We start from the raw sequence: 17,791 nt of genomic DNA, 5'->3' as shown, positions 1-17,791 counted from the left end.
AGCCCCTATCGCTGAATTTGCAGCGACCCGTAAACGATAAAGGTCGGCGCAAAAGCCTGCCAGTCGGCGGGTTCCGGCATTGCTGTAGGCAGCGACGCCAGGCTGCGTAGCCGCTCACCCTTCCTGCGGAGAAACTTTTAAACACAAATCCCCATTTGGCTGGCGAGGGCTGAAGAGTCCCAAAAAGGGACTGATTGGTCCTTTTTTGGGACTTGTCGATGATTGCTGTGGAGCTTGCTCAGGACAGATGTTTCAACACAAAAACTAGGTGTGTTCGAAATCCACCCCTCACCCCAGCCCTCTCCCCAGGGGAGAGGGGGAAAGGGAGCAGATCTCCATGCTTTTCAAAGCCTGAGTTCGACTCGATATTTCAGGTCGATGTAGCTCCAAGAACACCTCGGTCAGTCCCCTCTACCCCTTGGGGAGAGGGCTAGGGTGAGGGGGGCGATCTCAAACCATTACCCTGACCGTAACAATCCACCGCTCTGCTTGATTGATGCCCCCACCCAACACTCCTAAGGTGACTCCCACGACAGCGAACCCGTGGAGTGGTCATGACAACAACAATATCCCCCGACTCGCGATGGACGCGGCGGCGCAGCGAAAAGCAGCGGCGTCTCGAGCTGGTACGGGGTCTCGCCGATGGTGTGGTGTTGCCCACCGATAAAATCGTTGCGGCGCTGGAGGCTTTGATTCTGCCCGGCGACCGTGTGGTGCTGGAGGGCAATAACCAGAAGCAGGCGGATTTCCTGTCCCGCTCCCTGGCCAAGGCTGATCCCGCGAAGCTGCATGACCTGCACATGATCATGCCCAGCGTCGGTCGCTCCGAACACCTGGACCTGTTTGAACGCGGCATCGCCCGCAAGCTCGACTTCTCCTTTGCTGGCACCCAAAGCCTGCGAATCAGCCAGCTGCTGGAAGACGGCCTGCTGGAAATCGGCGCGATTCACACCTACATCGAACTCTATGCTCGGCTGGTGGTGGACCTGATTCCCAACGTCGTGCTCTCGGCCGGTTTCATGGCCGACCGCGCCGGCAACATCTACACCGGCCCGAGCACTGAAGACACCCCCGCATTGATCGAGCCAGCCGCCTTCAGCGACGGCATTGTCATTGTTCAGGTCAATCAGTTGGTGGACGACGTCAGCGACTTGCCTCGCGTCGACATCCCGGCCTCCTGGGTCGACTTTGTGGTGGTGGCCGACAAGCCGTTTTACATCGAACCGCTGTTCACCCGCGACCCGCGGCACATCAAGCCTGTGCATGTGTTGATGGCGATGATGGCGATCCGCGGGATCTACGAAAAACACAACGTCCAGTCCCTGAACCACGGCATCGGTTTCAACACCGCTGCCATCGAATTGATCCTGCCGACCTACGGCGAATCCCTCGGCCTGAAGGGCAAAATTTGCCGTAACTGGACCCTCAACCCCCATCCAACCCTGATCCCTGCCATCGAAAGTGGCTGGGTCGAAAGCGTGCATTGCTTCGGCACCGAATTGGGCATGGAAAACTACATCGCCGCGCGGCCCGACGTGTTCTTTACCGGGCGCGACGGCTCTCTGCGTTCCAACCGAATGTTCTGCCAACTGGCCGGGCAATACGCGGTAGACCTGTTCATCGGCGCCACGCTGCAAGTCGACGGCGACGGCCATTCCTCCACCGTAACGCGCGGACGGCTGGCCGGTTTCGGTGGCGCGCCGAACATGGGCCACGACCCGCGCGGTCGCCGTCACGGCACGCCGGCCTGGCTCGACATGCGTCACGACGATGCGCCCGAAGCACTGCTGGAGCGGGGCAAAAAACTCGTGGTGCAAATGGTCGAGACCTTCCAGGAGGGCGGCAAACCCACCTTCGTCGAAACCCTCGACGCGATAGACGTGGCAAAGAAAAGCGGCATGCCGCTGGCGCCGATCATGGTCTACGGCGACGACGTGACTCACCTGCTGACCGAAGAAGGCATCGCCTATTTGTACAAGGCGCGTTCGCTGGAAGAGCGCCAGGCGATGATCGCCGCTGTGGCCGGGGTGACCGTCATCGGCCTTCGCCACAACCCGAAAGACACCGCGCGCATGCGCCGCGAAGGCCTGATCGCCTTGCCCGAAGACCTCGGCATCCGCCGCACCGACGCCACCCGCGAACTGCTGGCGGCTAAAAGCGTGGCTGATCTGGTGGAGTGGTCCGGTGGCCTCTACAACCCGCCCGCCAAGTTCAGGAGCTGGTAATGCACGCATTTAACCTGCAACCGAAATCCCTGTCCCTGGCTGAGCGGCTGGCGGATCTGGCCGTGGACGCGCTGATCGACGAAGCGGACCTGTCGCCAAAACCGGCGCTGGTCGACCGTCGCGGCAATGGCGCTCACACCGATTTACACTTGGGGCTGATGCACGCCTCGGCGCTATCCCTGTGGCCGGCGTTCAAGGAAATGGCGGAGGCCGCCATCGAGTTCGGCGAAGTCGGTTTACCGCTGCGCGAAGCCATTGGCCTGATCGGTCGTGAAGGCGAGGAAGTGATGCTCGCCACCACGGGCGGCGTGAATACCCATCGCGGCGCCATCTGGGCCTTGGGTCTGTTGGTCGCGGCGACTGCGCTGGAACCTGAATCCACTGGCGCAGGCGCCATTACCTTGCGCGCCGCACGCCTGGCCTTGCTCGACGACCGTTACGCGCCGCGTCCTCTGAGCCACGGCGCGCAAGTTGCCCAGCGTTACGGCGCCCGAGGTGCCCGTGAAGAAGCGCAACTCGGGTTCCCTGCTGTCATTCAACGCGCGCTGCCACAACTCAAGAGCAGCCGCGCCGCCGGTCATGGCGAGCAGAATGCCCGGCTCGATGCCTTGCTGGCGATCATGGCGGCGCTTGCCGACACTTGCGTGCTCTACCGCGCGGGCGAACAAGGCCTGCAGACCATGCAACTCGGCGCCCAAGCCGTGCTCGACGCCGGCGGCAGCGCCAGCCTCGCCGGTCGCCGCCGTTTGCATGCGCTGGACCAACAACTAATCGCGTTGAATGCCTCGCCCGGCGGCGCTGCGGACTTGCTCGCAGCCTGCCTGTTCATCGACCGCATCGAGTCGGCTGACGGCATCATCCAGGGAGCTTTTTGATGGAAACCTTATCTTTTGAATTCCCCGCCGGACAGCCGCCACGCGGCCGGACGCTGGTGGGCTGTGTCGGCTCGGGCGATCTGGAAGTGCTGATCGAACCGGGTCAGGCCGGCAAGCTGACGATCAAAGTGCAGACCTCGGTCAACGGCGCCGAACAACGCTGGCAGCATCTGTTCGCGCGGATGTTCGACGGTCAGACTCCACCCGCGATGGCCATCGATATCCACGATTTCGGCGCAACGCCGGGTGTGGTGCGCTTGCGGCTGGAACAAGGTTTTGAGGAGATCGGCCATGACTGACAATGCAGCGCTCCTCGACAAACACAGCTTCGTCGAACTCGGCGCCCGGCAACGTGCCAAGGCCTTGCTCGACGCCGGCACCTTCCGCGAATTGCTCGACCCGTTTCAACGCGTCATGTCGCCGTGGCTCTCGCGCCAGGGCGTGGTGCCGCAAGCCGATGACGGTGTGGTGATCGCCAAGGGCAGCATCGGTGGTTTTCCGGTGGTGATCGCCGCCATCGAAGGTGCGTTTCAGGGTGGCAGCCTCGGCGAAGTCGGCGGGGCGAAGATTGCCGGTGCGCTGGAACTGGCGGCCGAAGACAACCGCAATGGCATTCCCACGCGCGCCGTGTTGCTGCTGGAAACCGGTGGCGTGCGTTTGCAGGAGGCCAACCTCGGGCTGGCGGCGATTGCTGATATTCATGCGGCGATTGTCGATCTGCGCCAGTACCAGCCAGTGATCGGCGTCGTGGCCGGCACCGTTGGCTGCTTTGGCGGGATGTCGATTGCTGCCGGGTTGTGCAGCTATTTGCTGGTGACTCAGGAAGCGCGGCTTGGCCTGAACGGTCCGCAAGTGATCGAACAGGAAGCCGGGCTTGAGGAATACGACTCCCGTGATCGTCCCTTCATCTGGAGCCTGACCGGTGGCGAGCAACGTTTCGCCAGTGGTTTGGTGGATCGTTTTGTCGATGACGACGTGGCACAGGTTCAGCAGCAGGTCGGCGAATTGCTCAAGCAAGGTATGCCTGCGCTACAACGCAGCCGTCAGGCCGAGCTGTTCCTGCAACGGTTGGCCCGTCTGGACGCCGAGCCGCAAATCGAGCCGTCAACGGTTCGCGATCTGTATCAAGGAGAGCGCTCATGAGTTCGTATTCCCTGAGAGGTTTGAACTGGTTCAACGCCTTGAGTGCGGGCGCGAAACCGGTTGAAGGTTTGCCCGCTTCATTGAAGGTCGCCGACGGTGTATTGGGTGACCAGCCCGTTCGCTTTATCGCCGTGGTGGCTGATCCCGACAACCGCTTCGTCCGCGCCCGCAATGGCGAGGTCGGTCTGCTGGAAGGTTGGGGCTTGGCGAAGGCTGTGGATGAAGTCATCGCAGCGGATCTGGATAAACCACAGAAACGCGCCTTGATCGCCATCGTCGATGTGCCGAGTCAGGCTTACGGTCGGCGCGAAGAAGCACTCGGCATTCATCAGGCCTTGGCCGGCGCAGCAGACAGTTATGCCCGCGCCCGACTGGCCGGCCATGCCGTGATCGGTTTGCTGGTGGGCAAGGCGATGTCCGGGGCGTTTCTCGCTCACGGGTATCAGGCCAATCGGCTGATCGCCCTGCGCGATCCGGGCGTGATGGTTCACGCGATGGGCAAGGCTTCGGCCGCGCGGGTGACCTTGCGCAGTGTTGAAGAACTCGAAGCGCTGGCCGCCAGCGTGCCGCCGATGGCGTATGACATCGACAGTTACGCGAGCCTTGGGTTGCTCTGGGAAACCTTGTCGGTGGAACAGATCGAGCAGCCGACGGCAGCGGATCTGTCGCGCGTGACTGAATGCCTGAACCAGGCAATCGGCGATGTCGCCGCGAAAGGGCGCGACCTGAGTAGCCGCTTGGGCGCGACCAACCGTGCGGCGTCGAGCCAGGTTCGCCAACTGTTGAGAGCGCAGTGGTGAACACACTTCTGGCCCACGACCTGCTCTGGGGGCTGACCCCGGAGCAGTTGCCTGCGGATGCACCTTCGTGGGTGATCGAGTCGATCAGTGCGGGTCAACCGGTGGTGGTTCGGCGTGCGTTGAGCGCGGCGGATCACATCGCGGTCGGCGTGCGTGGACGCTTGCGTGAGCAGCGGTATGCAACGTCGATGGCGATCGATGCGATCCAGCGTCAAGTACGGCCGGAAGCGCTTTGTCATGTCTCGATCGATCGGGATTTGCCGGCAGTGCGCGCCCTCAATCAACTGCAGCCGATCCTCGACGCCAGTGGTTGGGTGTGGGGTGTCAGCGGCAGCGCCGGGTTTGAATTGGCCAGCGGTTTTCAGGCATTGCATGAGGGCAGCGATCTTGACTTGATCCTGCGTACACCGCAGCCGTTGGATCGTGTGCGGGCGCAGGCACTGGTGAAGCTTCTCGATGCGGCTGTCTGCCAGGTGGACATGCAGTTGCAGACGCCATTCGGTGCAGTCGCCTTGCGCGAATGGGCCGGCTCTGCACGCCGGGTTTTGCTGAAAAATGCGAGCCAGGCTGTTCTGGTTATTGATCCGTGGAATCCACAGGAGCAAGCAGCGTGAGCAGCTTGCTGGTGTTCCCCGGCCAGGGCGCGCAGCAGCCGGGCATGCTCCATCGTTTGCTTCGCGAGACGGTGATCGAGGCGAGTGAAGTGCTTGGCGAAGATACATTGCTGCTGGATTCTGCCGAGGCGCTGAAGTCGACAAGGGCTGTTCAGCTTTGCCTGTTGATTGCCGGCGTCGCGGCTTCCCGCCAGTTGTTAATGACGGCGGATTACGTGGCGGGATTGTCCATCGGCGCCTATCCGGCAGCGGTGGTCGCCGGCGCTTTGAGCTTCAGCGATGCGCTGCATCTGGTCAGCCTGCGCGGTGAATTGATGCAGCAGGCTTATCCACAGGGTTACGGCATGACCGCGATCATGGGGCTGGATCTCGCCGCTGTTGAGGGTTTGCTGGAACAGGTTCACAGCGCCGATTCACCGGTTTACCTGGCCAACATCAACGCCGATAACCAAGTGGTCATTGCTGGCAGCGATGGCGCGATGAAAGCGGTCGCCGCGTTGGCGAAAGGTCGCGGTGCAGGCCTGACTAAACGTCTAGCCGTCAGCGTGCCGTCCCATTGCCCGCTGCTGGAAACACCTGCGAAAACTTTGGCCGAAGCCTTCGCCAAGGTGCAGCTGAAAACACCGACGCTGGGCTATCTGAGCGGCAGTCGCGCCCGGCCCGTCATCAACACTGAAGCCTTGCGCGACGACCTGGCCTTCAACATGTGCCGCGTGGTGGATTGGCGCGGCACGGTACAAAGCGCCTACGAGCGCGGCGTACGTCTACAGATCGAACTGCCGCCCGGTGCGGTGCTGACCGGGCTGGCGCGCCGGGTGTTCGAGCAGGGCACCGTGATTGCCTTCGACGGTGCGCGGCTCGATACCTTGCAGGCGCTGTTACTTGAGGAGGGACGTCGCCAACCCTAGAACACCGACTCAGGCCTTCGAACAACAAAAACAACATTCGACGATGCACTTTGAGGACGACAACAATGATTATTTACGGTGTGGCGCTGTTGGCGATTTGTACGCTGGCAGGGGTGATCCTGGGAGACATGCTCGGCGTGTTGCTGGGCGTGAAATCAAACGTCGGCGGCGTCGGGATCGCGATGATCCTATTGATCTGCGCGCGGTTGTGGATGCAAAAGCGCGGCGGCATGACCAAGGACTGCGAGATGGGCGTCGGTTTCTGGGGCGCGATGTACATTCCGGTGGTGGTCGCGATGGCCGCGCAACAGAACGTCGTCGCCGCCCTCCACGGTGGCCCGGTGGCGGTGCTGGCGGCCATCGGTTCGGTAGTGATTTGCGGCTGCACCATTGCCTTGATCAGCCGGACGCACAAAGGCGAACCGTTGCCCGATGAACCGGTGGACATCACACCGGTCGGCACCCCAGTAGGAGGCCGCTGATATGTGGGAACTCATCCAGAAGGGCCTGACAAATAACAGTCTAATCACCGCGTTTGCCTTTATCGGCGTGATCATGTGGGTGTCGGTGGTGTTGTCCAAGCGCCTGACGTTCGGACGGATTCACGGCTCGGCGATTGCCATCGTCATCGGGTTGGTACTGGCCTGGGTCGGCGGCACCATGACGGGCGGGCAAAAAGGTCTGGCGGACCTTACGCTGTTTTCCGGCATCGGTCTGATGGGCGGCGCCATGCTGCGGGACTTTGCGATCGTCGCCACGGCATTCGAAGTGCAAGCCACCGAAGCGAAAAAGGCCGGTTTGATCGGTGTGATTGCGCTGCTGCTGGGCACGATCCTGCCATTCATTGTCGGCGCAAGCATGGCCTGGGCGTTCGGTTACCGCGATGCGATCAGCATGACCACCATCGGTGCTGGCGCGGTGACGTACATCGTCGGGCCGGTGACCGGGGCGGCAATTGGCGCGAGTTCGGATGTGGTGGCGTTGTCGATTGCCACCGGGTTGATCAAGGCGATTCTGGTGATGGTTGGCACACCGATGGCGGCGCGCTGGATGGGGCTGGATAACCCGCGCTCGGCGATGGTGTTTGGTGGGTTGGCTGGCACTGTCAGCGGTGTGACGGCCGGGTTGGCGGCGACGGATCGGCGGTTGGTGCCTTATGGCGCGTTGACCGCGACGTTCCACACCGGGCTTGGGTGCTTGCTTGGGCCGTCGTTGTTGTACTTCATTGTTCGTGGGATTGTGGGGTAAAGGTCAAGAACCACCCCTCACCCTCACCCTCTCCCCAAGGGGGCGAGGGGACTGACCGAGGTGTTTGTGCTGAATACAGCGACCTGAAAATCCCGAGTCGAACTCAGGTCTTGAAAGGCCCCCAATCTGCTCCCTTTCCCCCTCTCCCCTCTTGGGAGAGGGCTGGGGTGAGGGGTGGTTCTTAGTCACACCGCAGCATTGCGATTGGCATACATCCGACACTCAGCCAACAACGCCAACAGATTCGGATCCCGCTCCTTGGCCTTCAAAAACACCACCCCGATGTGCTGCTGCAACCGATACTTTTCCTGCAGCGGAATCAGCTTCACCCGGTTTTCATACACCGCCGCAATCCGCCCCGGCAGCAACGCATAACCCACGCCCGAGCTGACCATGCTCAGCAGGGTGAAGATGTCGTTGACCTGCATCGCCACCTTCGGCTCGAACCCCGCCTGCTTGAACACCCGATTACCGTCCTGATGCGTGGCAAAGCCCTGGGTCAGGGTAATGAATGTCTCATCGCGCACTTCGGCAAGGTCGACTTCGGTCCGTTGGGCAAACTTTGAATCCGCCGGTGTGGCGAGAAAGATGTCGTCGGAAAACAGCTGAATCTGCTCGCAGTCCGGGTCGTTGACGCTCTCGTCCAGCGACACCAGGATCGCGTCGACTTCCATGTTCTTGAGCTTGTACAGCAGGTCGAAGTTCGAGCCGAGGATCAGGTCGATGTTGAGCTCGCTGCGACGGATCTTCAGGCCCATGATCAGCTGCGGCACTGTCTTCACCGTCAGCGAATACAGCGAGCCGAGCTTGAAGCGCTCGGCGGAGTACCCGGCCGCTTCGCGGGTCAGTCGCACGGTTTCGACCACGTCCTGAATCAACTTCTGCGCCCGTTCTTCCAGCACATAAGCGCTCTCCAGCGGCGTGAGATTGCGGCCTTCGTGCTTGAACAGCGGGCAGCGCAGGGCGCTTTCCAGGGAATGAATCGCCCGGTGCACGCTGACGTTGCTGGTCTGCAATTCGGCGGCGGCCCGGGCCAGGTTGCCGGTGCGCATGAAGGCCAGGAACACCTCGAGTTTTTTCAGGGTCAACTCTTCATCGATCAGCATGATGCAGACTCTTTTTGGAATGGCTCGATTGTGCACGTATGTGGGGTCTTGGGGGGGGTGTGTTCTGAAACATTGCGCTTTTAACCTTCAGGCCTGAGCCTTACGCGATGTTGCAACGAATCTTGAGGTGAGCAACGCATGTATCACGGGGAAAGATTGAACGCCTGGACGCATTTGGTCGGGGCGGTGGCAGCGGTTGTCGGGGTGGTGTGGATGCTGGTGATCGCCGGCATGGACGGCAGCCCATGGAAGATCGTCAGCGTGGCGATTTACGGGTTCACCTTGCTGGTGCTCTACAGCGCGTCGACCGTGTATCACAGCGTGCGTGGGCGCAAGAAAGCGATCATGCAGAAGGTCGATCACTTTTCGATCTACCTGCTGATTGCCGGCAGCTACACGCCATTCTGTCTCGTGACGCTACGTGGGCCGTGGGGCTGGACGCTGTTCGGGATTGTCTGGGGGTTGGCGCTGATCGGCATCCTGCAAGAGATCAAGCCGCGTTCGGAGGCGCGGATTCTGTCGATCGTGATCTACGCGGTGATGGGCTGGATCGTGCTGGTGGCGGTCAAACCGTTACTGGCGGCGTTGGGCAGTACAGGTTTCGCCTGGCTGGCGTCGGGCGGCGTGCTGTACACCGTGGGCATTGTCTTTTTTGCCCTCGATCATCGCCTGCGCCATGCCCACGGGATCTGGCATCTGTTCGTGATTGCCGGGAGTTTGCTGCACTTCGTGGCGATTCTGTTTTATGTCTTGTAGATCGCACTGCCGCTATTTGAAAAACCTGTGGGAGCGAGCCGGCTCCGGGCGGCGTTCCGACGAATGCGGTGGATCAGTCAGCGATGATGTCGGCTGACCTGACGCTTTCGCGAGCAGGCTCGCTCCCACAGGGACACAGGTGATCCAGTTGTGCCTGCGCCCGTCGGCTGAACACCTGCAACAAGTCGCTCAGGGTGTGGGGCGGCGGTTCGTCGGCGCGGGTCACCGCGTACAGGGTGATCGGTAGAGCTGGCGCCAGCGGTCGAATCGCCGTGGTGGCGGGGGACGCGCCGAGCGCGGTAAACGGATCGATCACCGCCAGCCCGGCACCGGATTCCACCATCGCCCGCGCCAGCGAATAGGTCTGCACGGCGATGCGTACCCGTGGTGGAGGATCGACCGCCTCAAGGTAGCTGTCGAGTCTGGCTGCCAACGGGTCGGCGCTGGACAGGCCGATCAGCGGCGCACCCGCCAGTTCGCTTAACGGCAACGGTTGGCTCAAGGCGTCGTCGGTCCAATAGCCCAACGGCGCCAGCGCCACCAAAACCCCGCAGGCCAACACCTGCGCCTTCAGGCCCGGATGATCCGGCGGCTGCAAGGTCAGCGCCACATCCACTTCACGCATCAACAAATTCTGCATCAGCTCACGGCTGTGGGCGCTGGACAGTTCGCAGACGATGTCCGGGTAGCGTTGCGTCCACTCGTTGATGGCTGGCGGCAGCAGCGACAGGGCCAGCGCCGGGATCGCGCCGATCCGTACGCTGTGACCCGGCTCGCGACGCAGGCTCTGGGCCAGACGTCGCACGCCTTGCAGGCTTTCGGTGACCTTGTCGACCTCGCGCTCAAGCTCCAGCGCTTCGGGCGTCGCCTGCAATTTACCGCGCACCCGCAGGAACAACGGAAAGCCCAGTTGCTGTTCGGCGTGTTGCAGCACTTTGCTCACCGCCGGCTGCGATACGTGCAGCAACTGTGCGGCGCCACTGACCGAACCGGTCTGGCGAATGGCCTGGAAAATCTCGATGTGTCGCAGTCGCATGGCAAGTCCATAACCTTTGTTTATGGGTCAGGCATCTTTATGCATTGTTCAACGGCTGTCACCTGGTCCTAACCTGAAGCCTGTTTCAACAACGGTTAAGGACAGACATGGCTCAGCGGGTTTGCATCATCGGTGGCGGCGTCATCGGGCTAACGACGGCATACGCCCTGGTTCGCGACGGCATCGACGTGACGCTGATCGAGGCCCGGGATTCGCTGGGCAGCGAGACCAGTTTCGCCAACGGTGGCCAGTTGTCCTACCGTTACGTCGCGCCACTGGCCGATGCCGGCGTACCGTTGCAGGCGCTTGGCTGGATGTTGCGCGGTGACTCGCCGTTGAAGCTGCGTCCGCGCCTGGACCCGGCGCAATGGCGCTGGATGGCGTCCTTCCTGGCGGCCTGCCGTCGTTCAGTGAATCAGCGCAACGGCGCGCACCTGCTGCGTCTGGCGCTGCTGAGTCAGTCCACGCTGCAAGGCTGGCGCGAAGAAGACCGCCTCGACGGTTTCGACTGGCGGCGCAACGGCAAACTGGTGACGTTTCGTGAAGCCGCCAGTTTCGAACACGCTCGCCATGGCCTGGCTGATCCGCAACAGCAGCACGTGCTGTCGCGGGCCGAATGCGCACAGTTGGAGCCTGCACTCGCCGAGGCGCCGTTTGTGGGCGCGATTTATACCCCCGACGAAGAGGTCGCCGATTGCCATGCTTTCTGCCAGCAACTGCTGGCTCGACTCCAGGCGTCGGGGCGTTGCGAGTTTTTGCTCGGCCGCAAGGTCACCGGCATTCGCCACGTGGACGGCGCGGTGCAGGCCGTAGAAATGGGTTCGCAGGTGCTGCCGGTCGAACAACTGGTGATTGCCGCCGGTCATCGCAGTCCGGCGCTGGCGCTGCCCGGAATGAACCTGCCGCTGTATCCGCTCAAGGGCTACAGCCTGACCTTGCCCATCCGCGCCGAACACCGCGCGCCGGACCTGAGCATCACCGATTACAACCGCAAGATCGTTTACGCCCGCATCGGTGATCAACTGCGCGTGGCGGCGATGGTCGACATTGTCGGTTTCGACCCGGCACTCGACCCAAAACGTCTGGCGCTGATCAAGCGTCAGGCGCAGGAAACTTTACCGAATGCCGGCGATTACGACGCCGCCATCGAATGGGCCGGCATGCGCCCGGCCACCCCCAGCGGCGTGCCGTTGATTGGGGCCACTGCGTACCGCAATCTCTGGCTCAACCTCGGCCATGGCGCCTTGGGTTTTACCCTGGCCTGTGGCAGCGCCCGGTTGCTTAGCGAATTGATCGCCCGGCGCACACCTTCAATCGAAATGCAGGGCCTCGCCCCGCGCGTCGCCTGACTTGAAAAGGAAAAACCGATGAGCATCAACCGTATCAACAGCAACAGCCGACTCTCTGGCGCGGTGACCTTTGGCGATCTGGTGTTTCTCTCGGGACAGGTTCCGGGTGACAGCCCCGACGTCACCGGCCAAACCGCCGAGGTGCTGGCGAAAATCGATGCGTTGTTGGCCGAAGCTGGCAGCGACAAGGATCATCTGCTCAACGCGACCATTTACCTGAACGACATTGGCCGCGACTTTGCCGCCATGAACGAGGTCTGGTCGCAGTGGTTGTCACCGGGCAAGGCGCCGACCCGCACCACCTTGCAGGCGCCGCTGGCCCGTCCAGAGGTTTTAGTGGAAATGACCGTGATCGCCGCCCGCCGCTAATCGCCTTACCCACAACGGAGAATAACAATGCAAAAAATCACGTTGATCGGCTGCACACTCGGCTTGCTGCTCGCCAGCCAGGTCCAGGCCAATGAAGCGCCGCTGACCGGCACGCTGAACAAGGTCGCCAATGCCAAGAGCATCACGCTGGGCTATCGCGACGCGTCGGTGCCGTTCTCCTATGTGGGTGATCATACGGGGCAGCCGATGGGCTATTCGGTGGACCTGGCGAGCAAGATTGTCGAGCGCATCAAGCAAAAGCTTGAACTGCCGGATCTGCAGGTGAAGTACAACCTGGTGACCTCACAAACGCGCATTCCGCTGGTGCAGAACGGCACGGTCGACCTTGAGTGTGGCTCCACCGGCGTGACCGCTGAGCGCATGCAGCAAGTGGCGTTTTCCTACGGGTTCATCTACGTGAAGGGTCAGTTGCTCACGGCGAAGGACAGCGGCATAAAGAGCTTCGCCGACCTGCGCGGCAAGAACGTCGTGACCACCGCGGGCACCACCAACGAACGGTTTCTGAAGAGCTACAACGTCGATAACAAGATCGATATGTTCGTGATCAGTGCCAAGGACCACGGCGAAGCGTTCCAGATGTTGCAGTCAGGTCGGGCGGCGGCGTTCTATATGGACGACGCGTTGCTCTACGGCGAACGCGCCAAGGCCCGCGATCCGCATAACTGGGTCGTGGTGGGTGAGGAGCAATCGCGGGAAATCTACAGCTGCATGGTGCGCAAGGGCGACCCGCAGTTTCTCGAGCTGGTGAACTCGACCCTCGCCGATCTGTACAGCTCGGGCGAGATCAACGGCATCTACCGGCGCTGGTTCGAACAACCGATTCCGCCCAAAGGCCTGAACCTGGAATTTCCGATGACCAGCGAGCTGAAAGCGATCATCGCCAAACCGGTGAGTGATCCGGTGCAATAAGATCAAAAGATCGCAGCCTGCGGCAGCTCCTACAATTGGAATACGATCCCTGTAGGAGCTGCCGAAGGCTGCGATCTTTTAAGTCTTAGAAATCACCCCAAAGCTGTTGGGCAACCGCCAACGCCACCACCGGCGCGGTCTCAGTCCGCAATACCCTTGGCCCAAGCCGTGCGGCGTGAAAACCAGCCCCTTTGGCCTGATCCACTTCAGCCTCCGACAACCCGCCTTCAGGCCCGATCAAAAACGCCAAGGTCCCGGGTTTGGCATGACTCACCAGTGGCTCGGCCACCGGATGCAGCACCAACTTCAATTCTGCCTGGGTCTGCTTCAACCATTCCGCCAGCAAAAGCGGCGGGTGAATCACCGGCACCCGTGAACGCCCGCATTGCTCGCACGCGCTGATCGCCACTTGGCGCCAGTGCATCAGGCGTTTGTCGGCACGCTCGTCCTTCAGCCGCACTTCACAGCGGTCGCTGAAGATCGGGGTGATTTCAGTGACGCCCAGTTCAGTGGCTTTCTGAATCGCCCAATCCATCCGCTCGCCACGGGACAAGCCCTGGCCGAGATGGATCTGCAAGGGCGACTCAACCTGCCCGGCGAAGCTTTCATCGATCTGCACGACGACACGCTTCTTGCCGACCTCCACCAGCGTGGCGCGAAACTCCTGGCCCGAACCGTCGAACAGTTGCAGCGCATCACCCTCGGCCATGCGCAGCACGCGACTGATGTAATGGGCCTGGGCCTCGGGCAACTCGTGTTCGCCGGTGCTCAAGGGGGCGTCGATAAAGAAGCGGGACAGTCTCATGCTGGGTCTCAAAAAATTGGATCGGAGTTGCTTTTGTGGCTGCTGACTATGTGTGGCGAGGGGATTTATCCCCGTCGGGCTGCGAAGCGGCCCCAAAAATGGGACTGCTGCGCAGTCCAACGGGGATAAATCCCCTCGCCACAAGCTTTAGCCCGGATCGCGGAAACCGGGATGAAAGTCCTTCGGCACCGACACACTGACGCTGTCACGAGTCGCGATGTCGATGCCTTCGCTGGCCACTTCGGCCAGAAAGTCGATCTGCTCAGGCGTGATCACGTACGGCGGCAGGAAGTACACCACGCTGCCCAACGGTCGAAGTAAAGCACCACGCTCCAACGCGTGCTGGAACACTTTCAAACCGCGACGTTCCTGCCACGGATAAGCTTCCTTGGTGGCCTTGTCCTTGACCATCTCGATGGCCAGCACCATGCCGGTCTGGCGCACTTCCGACACGTTCGGGTGATCGGCCAGATGCGCGGTGGCGCTGGCCATGCGCTGAGCCAGGGCCTTGTTATTCTCGATGACGTTGTCTTCTTCGAAGATATCCAGCGTCGCCAATGCTGCTGCACACGCCAGGGGATTGCCGGTGTAGCTGTGGGAATGCAGGAAGGCGCGCAGGGTCGGGTAGTCGTCGTAGAACGCGCTGTAGACATCTTCGGTCGTCACACAGGCCGCCAGCGGCAGATAACCGCCGGTCAGGGCCTTGGACAGGCAGAGGAAGTCCGGGCGTATGCCGGCTTGTTCGCAGGCGAACATCGTCCCGGTGCGGCCGAAGCCGACGGCAATTTCGTCGTGGATCAAGTGCACGCCATAGCGGTCGCAGGCTTCGCGCAGCAGTTTCAGGTACACCGGGTGGTACATGCGCATGCCGCCGGCGCCCTGGATCAGCGGCTCGACGATGACTGCCGCGACAGTGTCGTGATTGTCGGCCAGGGTTTGTTCCATGGCGGCGAACATAGTGCGCGAATGTTCTTCCCAGCTCATGCCCTCGGGGCGATGGTAGCAATCGGGGCTCGGCACCTTGATGGTGTCCAGCAGCAGCGCCTTGTAGGTTTCGGTGAACAGCGGCACGTCGCCCACCGACATCGCTGCCATGGTCTCGCCGTGGTAACTGTTGGTCAGGGTGACAAAGCGCTTCTTGTTCGGTTGTCCGCGGTTGAGCCAGTAGTGAAAGCTCATTTTCAGCGCGACTTCGATGCAGGACGAACCGTTATCGGCGTAGAAGCATCGGGTCAGACCTTCCGGTGTCATCTTCACCAGGCGCTCGGACAACTCGATCACGGGTTGATGGCTGAAACCGGCCAGAATCACATGTTCCAACTGATCGACCTGGTCCTTGATGCGCTGGTTGATCCGCGGGTTGGCGTGACCAAACACGTTGACCCACCAGGAGCTGACGGCGTCGAGGTAGCGTTTGCCTTCGAAGTCTTCCAGCCAGACGCCTTCACCGCGCTTGATCGGGATCAGCGGCAGCTGTTCGTGGTCTTTCATCTGGGTGCAGGGATGCCACAACACCGCGAGATCGCGTTCCATCCACTGTTTATTCAGGCCCATTTTCTGTCTCCTCGAGGCTACCCGCAGTGTAGGCGGGTAAACAATCGCGCAAGCCTATGCAATGCATCGCCTGGGGACAACCTATTGTGTGGATTGAGCTACTTTGTATAGGCGGATAGACGTCGCTGGCGGCCTTTTGATGGCTGACGTATTCTTCGCGGTTCTTTGAGTCGTCTGACTCACAAAACCACTTTTTCCTACGTGTATTTCCGGAGTTCGCTGAATGTCTGCTGGTTGGCTGCGCGCGTGTGCGCTGGTGATGTTAGGGCTGTTCAGCGTGTCTGCGCTGGCAAAGGATAAAACGGCGATCGTGATCGGTGGAGGGCTGTCTGGCCTCACCGCGGCTTACGAACTGCAAAACAAAGGCTGGCAGGTCACCCTGCTGGAAGCCAAACCGAGCATGGGCGGTCGCTCCGGCATGGCCACCAGTGAGTGGATCGGCAACGACAAGACCCAACCGGTTCTGAACAAGTACGTATCGACCTTTAAGCTGAGCACCACGCCGGCCCCTGAGTTCGTACGGACCCCGAGCTATCTGATCGACGGTGAATATTTCACCGCCGCTGACCTGGCAACCAAGCAGCCGGCCACCAGCGACGCGCTCAAGCGCTACGAAAAGACTGTGGACGATCTGGCGCGCTCGATCGAAGACCCGCAGAACCCGGCGGCCAACAGCACACTGTTCGCCCTGGATCAGATCAACGTGGCCAACTGGCTCGACCGTCTGAATCTGCCGGCCACGGCTCGTCAATTGGTGAATCAGCAGATCCGTACCCGTTATGACGAACCATCGCGCCTGTCGCTGCTGTACTTCGCACAACAAAGCCGCGTTTACCGTGGCGTTGCCGACCGTGACCTGCGCGCTGCGCGTCTGCCCGGCGGTAGCCCGGTGTTGGCCCAGGCTTTCGTCAAACAACTGAAAACCATCAAGACCAGCTCCCCGGTCTCGGCGATCACCCAGGACAAGGACGGCGTGACCGTCAAAGTCGGCAGCGTCGGCTATCAGGCTGACTACGTCGTCGTGGCCGTGCCATTGCGCGCACTGAACAAGATCCAGATGACCCCGTCGCTGGATGCCCAGCACATGGGCGCGATCAAGGGCACCAACTACGGCTGGCACGACCAGATCATGCTGAAGTTCAAGACGCCAGTGTGGGAAAGCAAGGCGCGGATGACCGGCGAGATCTACAGCAACGCCGGTCTGGGCATGTTGTGGGTTGAGCCGGCGCTGAAGGGCGGCGCCAACGTGGTGATCAACCTGTCCGGCGACAACGCGCGCGTGATGCAGGCTTTCGGCGACAAGCAGATGGTCGATCAGGTGCTGATCCGACTGCACGCCTTTTATCCACAGGCGCGCGGTTCGTTCACCGGTTATGAAATCCGCCGCTACAGCACCGACCCCTCCATGGGCGGCGCTTACCTGGCCTTCGGTCCTGGCCAGATGAGCAAGTACTGGCGTCTGTGGGAACGTCCGATTCAGCGTGTAGCCTTTGCCGGCGAACACACCGACACCTTGTACCCGGGCACGCTGGAAGGCGCATTGCGCACCGGTCAGCGGGCAGCCAGTCAGGTAGAAGACCTGGCGGCCGGCAAATCGTTTGAACCGGCGAAAGTTGTTCCGGCAGCGACCGTTGCGGCGGCCGGCGCGGTGGCGGCGAAGAAAGGCAACTTCTTCAGCAACCTGTTTGGTGGTTCTGACGACAAACCGGCACCAGTCAAGGCGCCAGAGCCAGTGGCTCCGGTTGCTCCTGCACCGGCTCCAACACCTGCGCCGGCCCCAGCGCCAGAGCCGGTTGAAGCACCGAAGCCAGCGGCCCCGGTGAAAGCCGAACCCGCCAAAAAAGCCCCGGCCAAGGCTGCGGTGAAAAAACCGGTGACCAAAGCCGAGGCCAAAAAGGCTCCGGCAAAAGCTCCTGTGAAGAAACCAGCGGCCAAGCCCGCTGCGACTCCGGCAACGGATACCAAAGCGCAGTAAGCGTTGGGATTAAAGAAACGCGGCAGAAATGCCGCGTTTTTTTATGCCTGAAGAAAACCAATATTAAGAATTGAATAAACCTTATGGCGCAGGTGTTC

General features: G+C 61.3%; 18 protein-coding genes. 14 read left to right on the top strand and 4 right to left on the bottom strand.

The annotated features are described in order from the left end of the window. The first annotated feature begins 554 nt into the window (after positions 1-554). The 9 genes from mdcA (at position 555) to madM (ending at position 7,813) form a co-directional block, all read left to right on the top strand. On the top strand, positions 555-2,225 hold the full coding sequence (gene mdcA / locus ACYZTW_RS31290; RefSeq protein ID WP_462003089.1) for a malonate decarboxylase subunit alpha: 1,671 nt from the start codon (positions 555-557) through the stop codon (positions 2,223-2,225). Continuing rightward, on the top strand, positions 2,225-3,100 hold the full coding sequence (locus ACYZTW_RS31285) for a triphosphoribosyl-dephospho-CoA synthase (RefSeq protein WP_462003088.1): 876 nt from the start codon (positions 2,225-2,227) through the stop codon (positions 3,098-3,100). Before mdcA ends, ACYZTW_RS31285 begins: the two co-directional genes overlap by 1 nt. Next, positions 3,100-3,399, top strand: coding sequence for a malonate decarboxylase subunit delta (locus tag ACYZTW_RS31280; protein ID WP_008026217.1), 300 nt, complete (start codon positions 3,100-3,102; stop codon positions 3,397-3,399). Before ACYZTW_RS31285 ends, ACYZTW_RS31280 begins: the two co-directional genes overlap by 1 nt. After that, positions 3,392-4,243, top strand: a complete 852-nt coding sequence (locus ACYZTW_RS31275) for a biotin-independent malonate decarboxylase subunit beta (protein ID WP_462003087.1) — start codon at positions 3,392-3,394, stop codon at positions 4,241-4,243. Before ACYZTW_RS31280 ends, ACYZTW_RS31275 begins: the two co-directional genes overlap by 8 nt. Next, complete coding sequence (mdcE, locus tag ACYZTW_RS31270) at positions 4,240-5,043, top strand: biotin-independent malonate decarboxylase subunit gamma (protein ID WP_462003086.1); 804 nt, start codon at positions 4,240-4,242, stop codon at positions 5,041-5,043. Before ACYZTW_RS31275 ends, mdcE begins: the two co-directional genes overlap by 4 nt. Continuing rightward, positions 5,037-5,657 carry a malonate decarboxylase holo-ACP synthase gene (locus ACYZTW_RS31265; RefSeq protein WP_462003085.1) on the top strand — a complete coding sequence of 207 codons (621 nt, stop codon included), beginning with the start codon at positions 5,037-5,039 and terminating at the stop codon, positions 5,655-5,657. The genes mdcE and ACYZTW_RS31265 overlap by 7 nt, the downstream gene beginning before the upstream one ends. Then, positions 5,654-6,565 (top strand): malonate decarboxylase subunit epsilon, encoded by a 912-nt coding sequence (gene mdcH / locus ACYZTW_RS31260; RefSeq protein ID WP_462003084.1) that lies wholly within the window; start codon positions 5,654-5,656, stop codon positions 6,563-6,565. The genes ACYZTW_RS31265 and mdcH overlap by 4 nt, the downstream gene beginning before the upstream one ends. 65 nt (positions 6,566-6,630) lie before the next feature. Then, complete coding sequence (gene madL / locus ACYZTW_RS31255; protein WP_462003083.1) at positions 6,631-7,047, top strand: malonate transporter subunit MadL; 417 nt, start codon at positions 6,631-6,633, stop codon at positions 7,045-7,047. A 1-nt stretch (position 7,048) separates the two neighbouring features. Next, positions 7,049-7,813, top strand: a complete 765-nt coding sequence (gene madM, locus ACYZTW_RS31250; RefSeq protein WP_462003082.1) for a malonate transporter subunit MadM — start codon at positions 7,049-7,051, stop codon at positions 7,811-7,813. Between the two features lie 185 nt (positions 7,814-7,998). Here the strand turns inward: madM and ACYZTW_RS31245 are convergent, their stop codons facing one another. Continuing rightward, positions 7,999-8,919: a LysR family transcriptional regulator gene (locus tag ACYZTW_RS31245; RefSeq protein ID WP_462003081.1), complete on the bottom strand. Its 921-nt coding sequence runs from the start codon at positions 8,917-8,919 to the stop codon at positions 7,999-8,001. A gap of 138 nt (positions 8,920-9,057) precedes the next feature. Here ACYZTW_RS31245 and trhA point away from each other — a divergent pair, with 138 nt between their 5' ends. Then, positions 9,058-9,675: a PAQR family membrane homeostasis protein TrhA gene (trhA, locus tag ACYZTW_RS31240; protein ID WP_282483202.1), complete on the top strand. Its 618-nt coding sequence runs from the start codon at positions 9,058-9,060 to the stop codon at positions 9,673-9,675. A gap of 73 nt (positions 9,676-9,748) precedes the next feature. Here trhA and ACYZTW_RS31235 read toward each other — a convergent pair whose 3' ends face one another. Beyond that, positions 9,749-10,711 carry a LysR family transcriptional regulator gene (locus tag ACYZTW_RS31235; protein ID WP_462003080.1) on the bottom strand — a complete coding sequence of 321 codons (963 nt, stop codon included), beginning with the start codon at positions 10,709-10,711 and terminating at the stop codon, positions 9,749-9,751. Positions 10,712-10,818: 107 nt separating this feature from the next. Here ACYZTW_RS31235 and ACYZTW_RS31230 point away from each other — a divergent pair, with 107 nt between their 5' ends. The 3 genes from ACYZTW_RS31230 to ACYZTW_RS31220 are packed head-to-tail and all read left to right on the top strand — an operon-like array spanning position 10,819 to position 13,359. Then, positions 10,819-12,060 (top strand): D-amino acid dehydrogenase, encoded by a 1,242-nt coding sequence (locus ACYZTW_RS31230; RefSeq protein ID WP_462003079.1) that lies wholly within the window; start codon positions 10,819-10,821, stop codon positions 12,058-12,060. A gap of 18 nt (positions 12,061-12,078) precedes the next feature. Continuing rightward, positions 12,079-12,429, top strand: a complete 351-nt coding sequence (locus ACYZTW_RS31225; RefSeq protein ID WP_462003078.1) for a RidA family protein — start codon at positions 12,079-12,081, stop codon at positions 12,427-12,429. 27 nt (positions 12,430-12,456) lie between these two features. Further along, entirely contained in the window at positions 12,457-13,359 is a 903-nt protein-coding gene (locus ACYZTW_RS31220; protein ID WP_462003077.1) for a transporter substrate-binding domain-containing protein, read from the top strand. An 85-nt stretch (positions 13,360-13,444) separates the two neighbouring features. On the opposite strand, the gene ACYZTW_RS31215 is transcribed toward ACYZTW_RS31220, so the two are convergent. Both ACYZTW_RS31215 and ACYZTW_RS31210 read right to left on the bottom strand, forming a co-directional pair. Then, positions 13,445-14,164: a 16S rRNA (uracil(1498)-N(3))-methyltransferase gene (locus tag ACYZTW_RS31215; protein ID WP_462003076.1), complete on the bottom strand. Its 720-nt coding sequence runs from the start codon at positions 14,162-14,164 to the stop codon at positions 13,445-13,447. Between the two features lie 147 nt (positions 14,165-14,311). Next, a complete protein-coding gene (locus ACYZTW_RS31210) occupies positions 14,312-15,718 on the bottom strand; it encodes an adenosylmethionine--8-amino-7-oxononanoate transaminase (RefSeq protein ID WP_462003075.1) in 1,407 nt (468 codons plus the stop codon). Positions 15,719-15,941: 223 nt separating this feature from the next. On the opposite strand from ACYZTW_RS31210, the gene ACYZTW_RS31205 reads away from it, so the two are divergent. Next, a complete protein-coding gene (locus tag ACYZTW_RS31205) occupies positions 15,942-17,693 on the top strand; it encodes a flavin monoamine oxidase family protein (protein ID WP_462003074.1) in 1,752 nt (583 codons plus the stop codon). Positions 17,694-17,791 lie beyond the last annotated feature (98 nt).

This window comes from Pseudomonas sp. LB3P25 (assembly GCF_054897985.1).
This window is presented reverse-complemented; position numbering and strand designations above follow the sequence as displayed.

What these genes read in the sequence shown, in the direction of transcription:
- mdcA (WP_462003089.1), top strand. Translation starts at nt 555, where the DNA reads ATGACAACAACAATATCCCCCGACTCGCGATGGACGCGGCGGCGCAGC.
- ACYZTW_RS31285 (WP_462003088.1), top strand. Translation starts at nt 2,225, where the DNA reads ATGCACGCATTTAACCTGCAACCGAAATCCCTGTCCCTGGCTGAGCGG.
- ACYZTW_RS31280 (WP_008026217.1), top strand. Translation starts at nt 3,100, where the DNA reads ATGGAAACCTTATCTTTTGAATTCCCCGCCGGACAGCCGCCACGCGGC.
- ACYZTW_RS31275 (WP_462003087.1), top strand. Translation starts at nt 3,392, where the DNA reads ATGACTGACAATGCAGCGCTCCTCGACAAACACAGCTTCGTCGAACTC.
- mdcE (WP_462003086.1), top strand. Translation starts at nt 4,240, where the DNA reads ATGAGTTCGTATTCCCTGAGAGGTTTGAACTGGTTCAACGCCTTGAGT.
- madL (WP_462003083.1), top strand. Translation starts at nt 6,631, where the DNA reads ATGATTATTTACGGTGTGGCGCTGTTGGCGATTTGTACGCTGGCAGGG.
- madM (WP_462003082.1), top strand. Translation starts at nt 7,049, where the DNA reads ATGTGGGAACTCATCCAGAAGGGCCTGACAAATAACAGTCTAATCACC.
- ACYZTW_RS31245 (WP_462003081.1), bottom strand. Translation starts at nt 8,919, where the DNA reads ATGCTGATCGATGAAGAGTTGACCCTGAAAAAACTCGAGGTGTTCCTG.
- trhA (WP_282483202.1), top strand. Translation starts at nt 9,058, where the DNA reads ATGTATCACGGGGAAAGATTGAACGCCTGGACGCATTTGGTCGGGGCG.
- ACYZTW_RS31235 (WP_462003080.1), bottom strand. Translation starts at nt 10,711, where the DNA reads ATGCGACTGCGACACATCGAGATTTTCCAGGCCATTCGCCAGACCGGT.
- ACYZTW_RS31230 (WP_462003079.1), top strand. Translation starts at nt 10,819, where the DNA reads ATGGCTCAGCGGGTTTGCATCATCGGTGGCGGCGTCATCGGGCTAACG.
- ACYZTW_RS31225 (WP_462003078.1), top strand. Translation starts at nt 12,079, where the DNA reads ATGAGCATCAACCGTATCAACAGCAACAGCCGACTCTCTGGCGCGGTG.
- ACYZTW_RS31220 (WP_462003077.1), top strand. Translation starts at nt 12,457, where the DNA reads ATGCAAAAAATCACGTTGATCGGCTGCACACTCGGCTTGCTGCTCGCC.
- ACYZTW_RS31215 (WP_462003076.1), bottom strand. Translation starts at nt 14,164, where the DNA reads ATGAGACTGTCCCGCTTCTTTATCGACGCCCCCTTGAGCACCGGCGAA.
- ACYZTW_RS31210 (WP_462003075.1), bottom strand. Translation starts at nt 15,718, where the DNA reads ATGGGCCTGAATAAACAGTGGATGGAACGCGATCTCGCGGTGTTGTGG.
- ACYZTW_RS31205 (WP_462003074.1), top strand. Translation starts at nt 15,942, where the DNA reads ATGTCTGCTGGTTGGCTGCGCGCGTGTGCGCTGGTGATGTTAGGGCTG.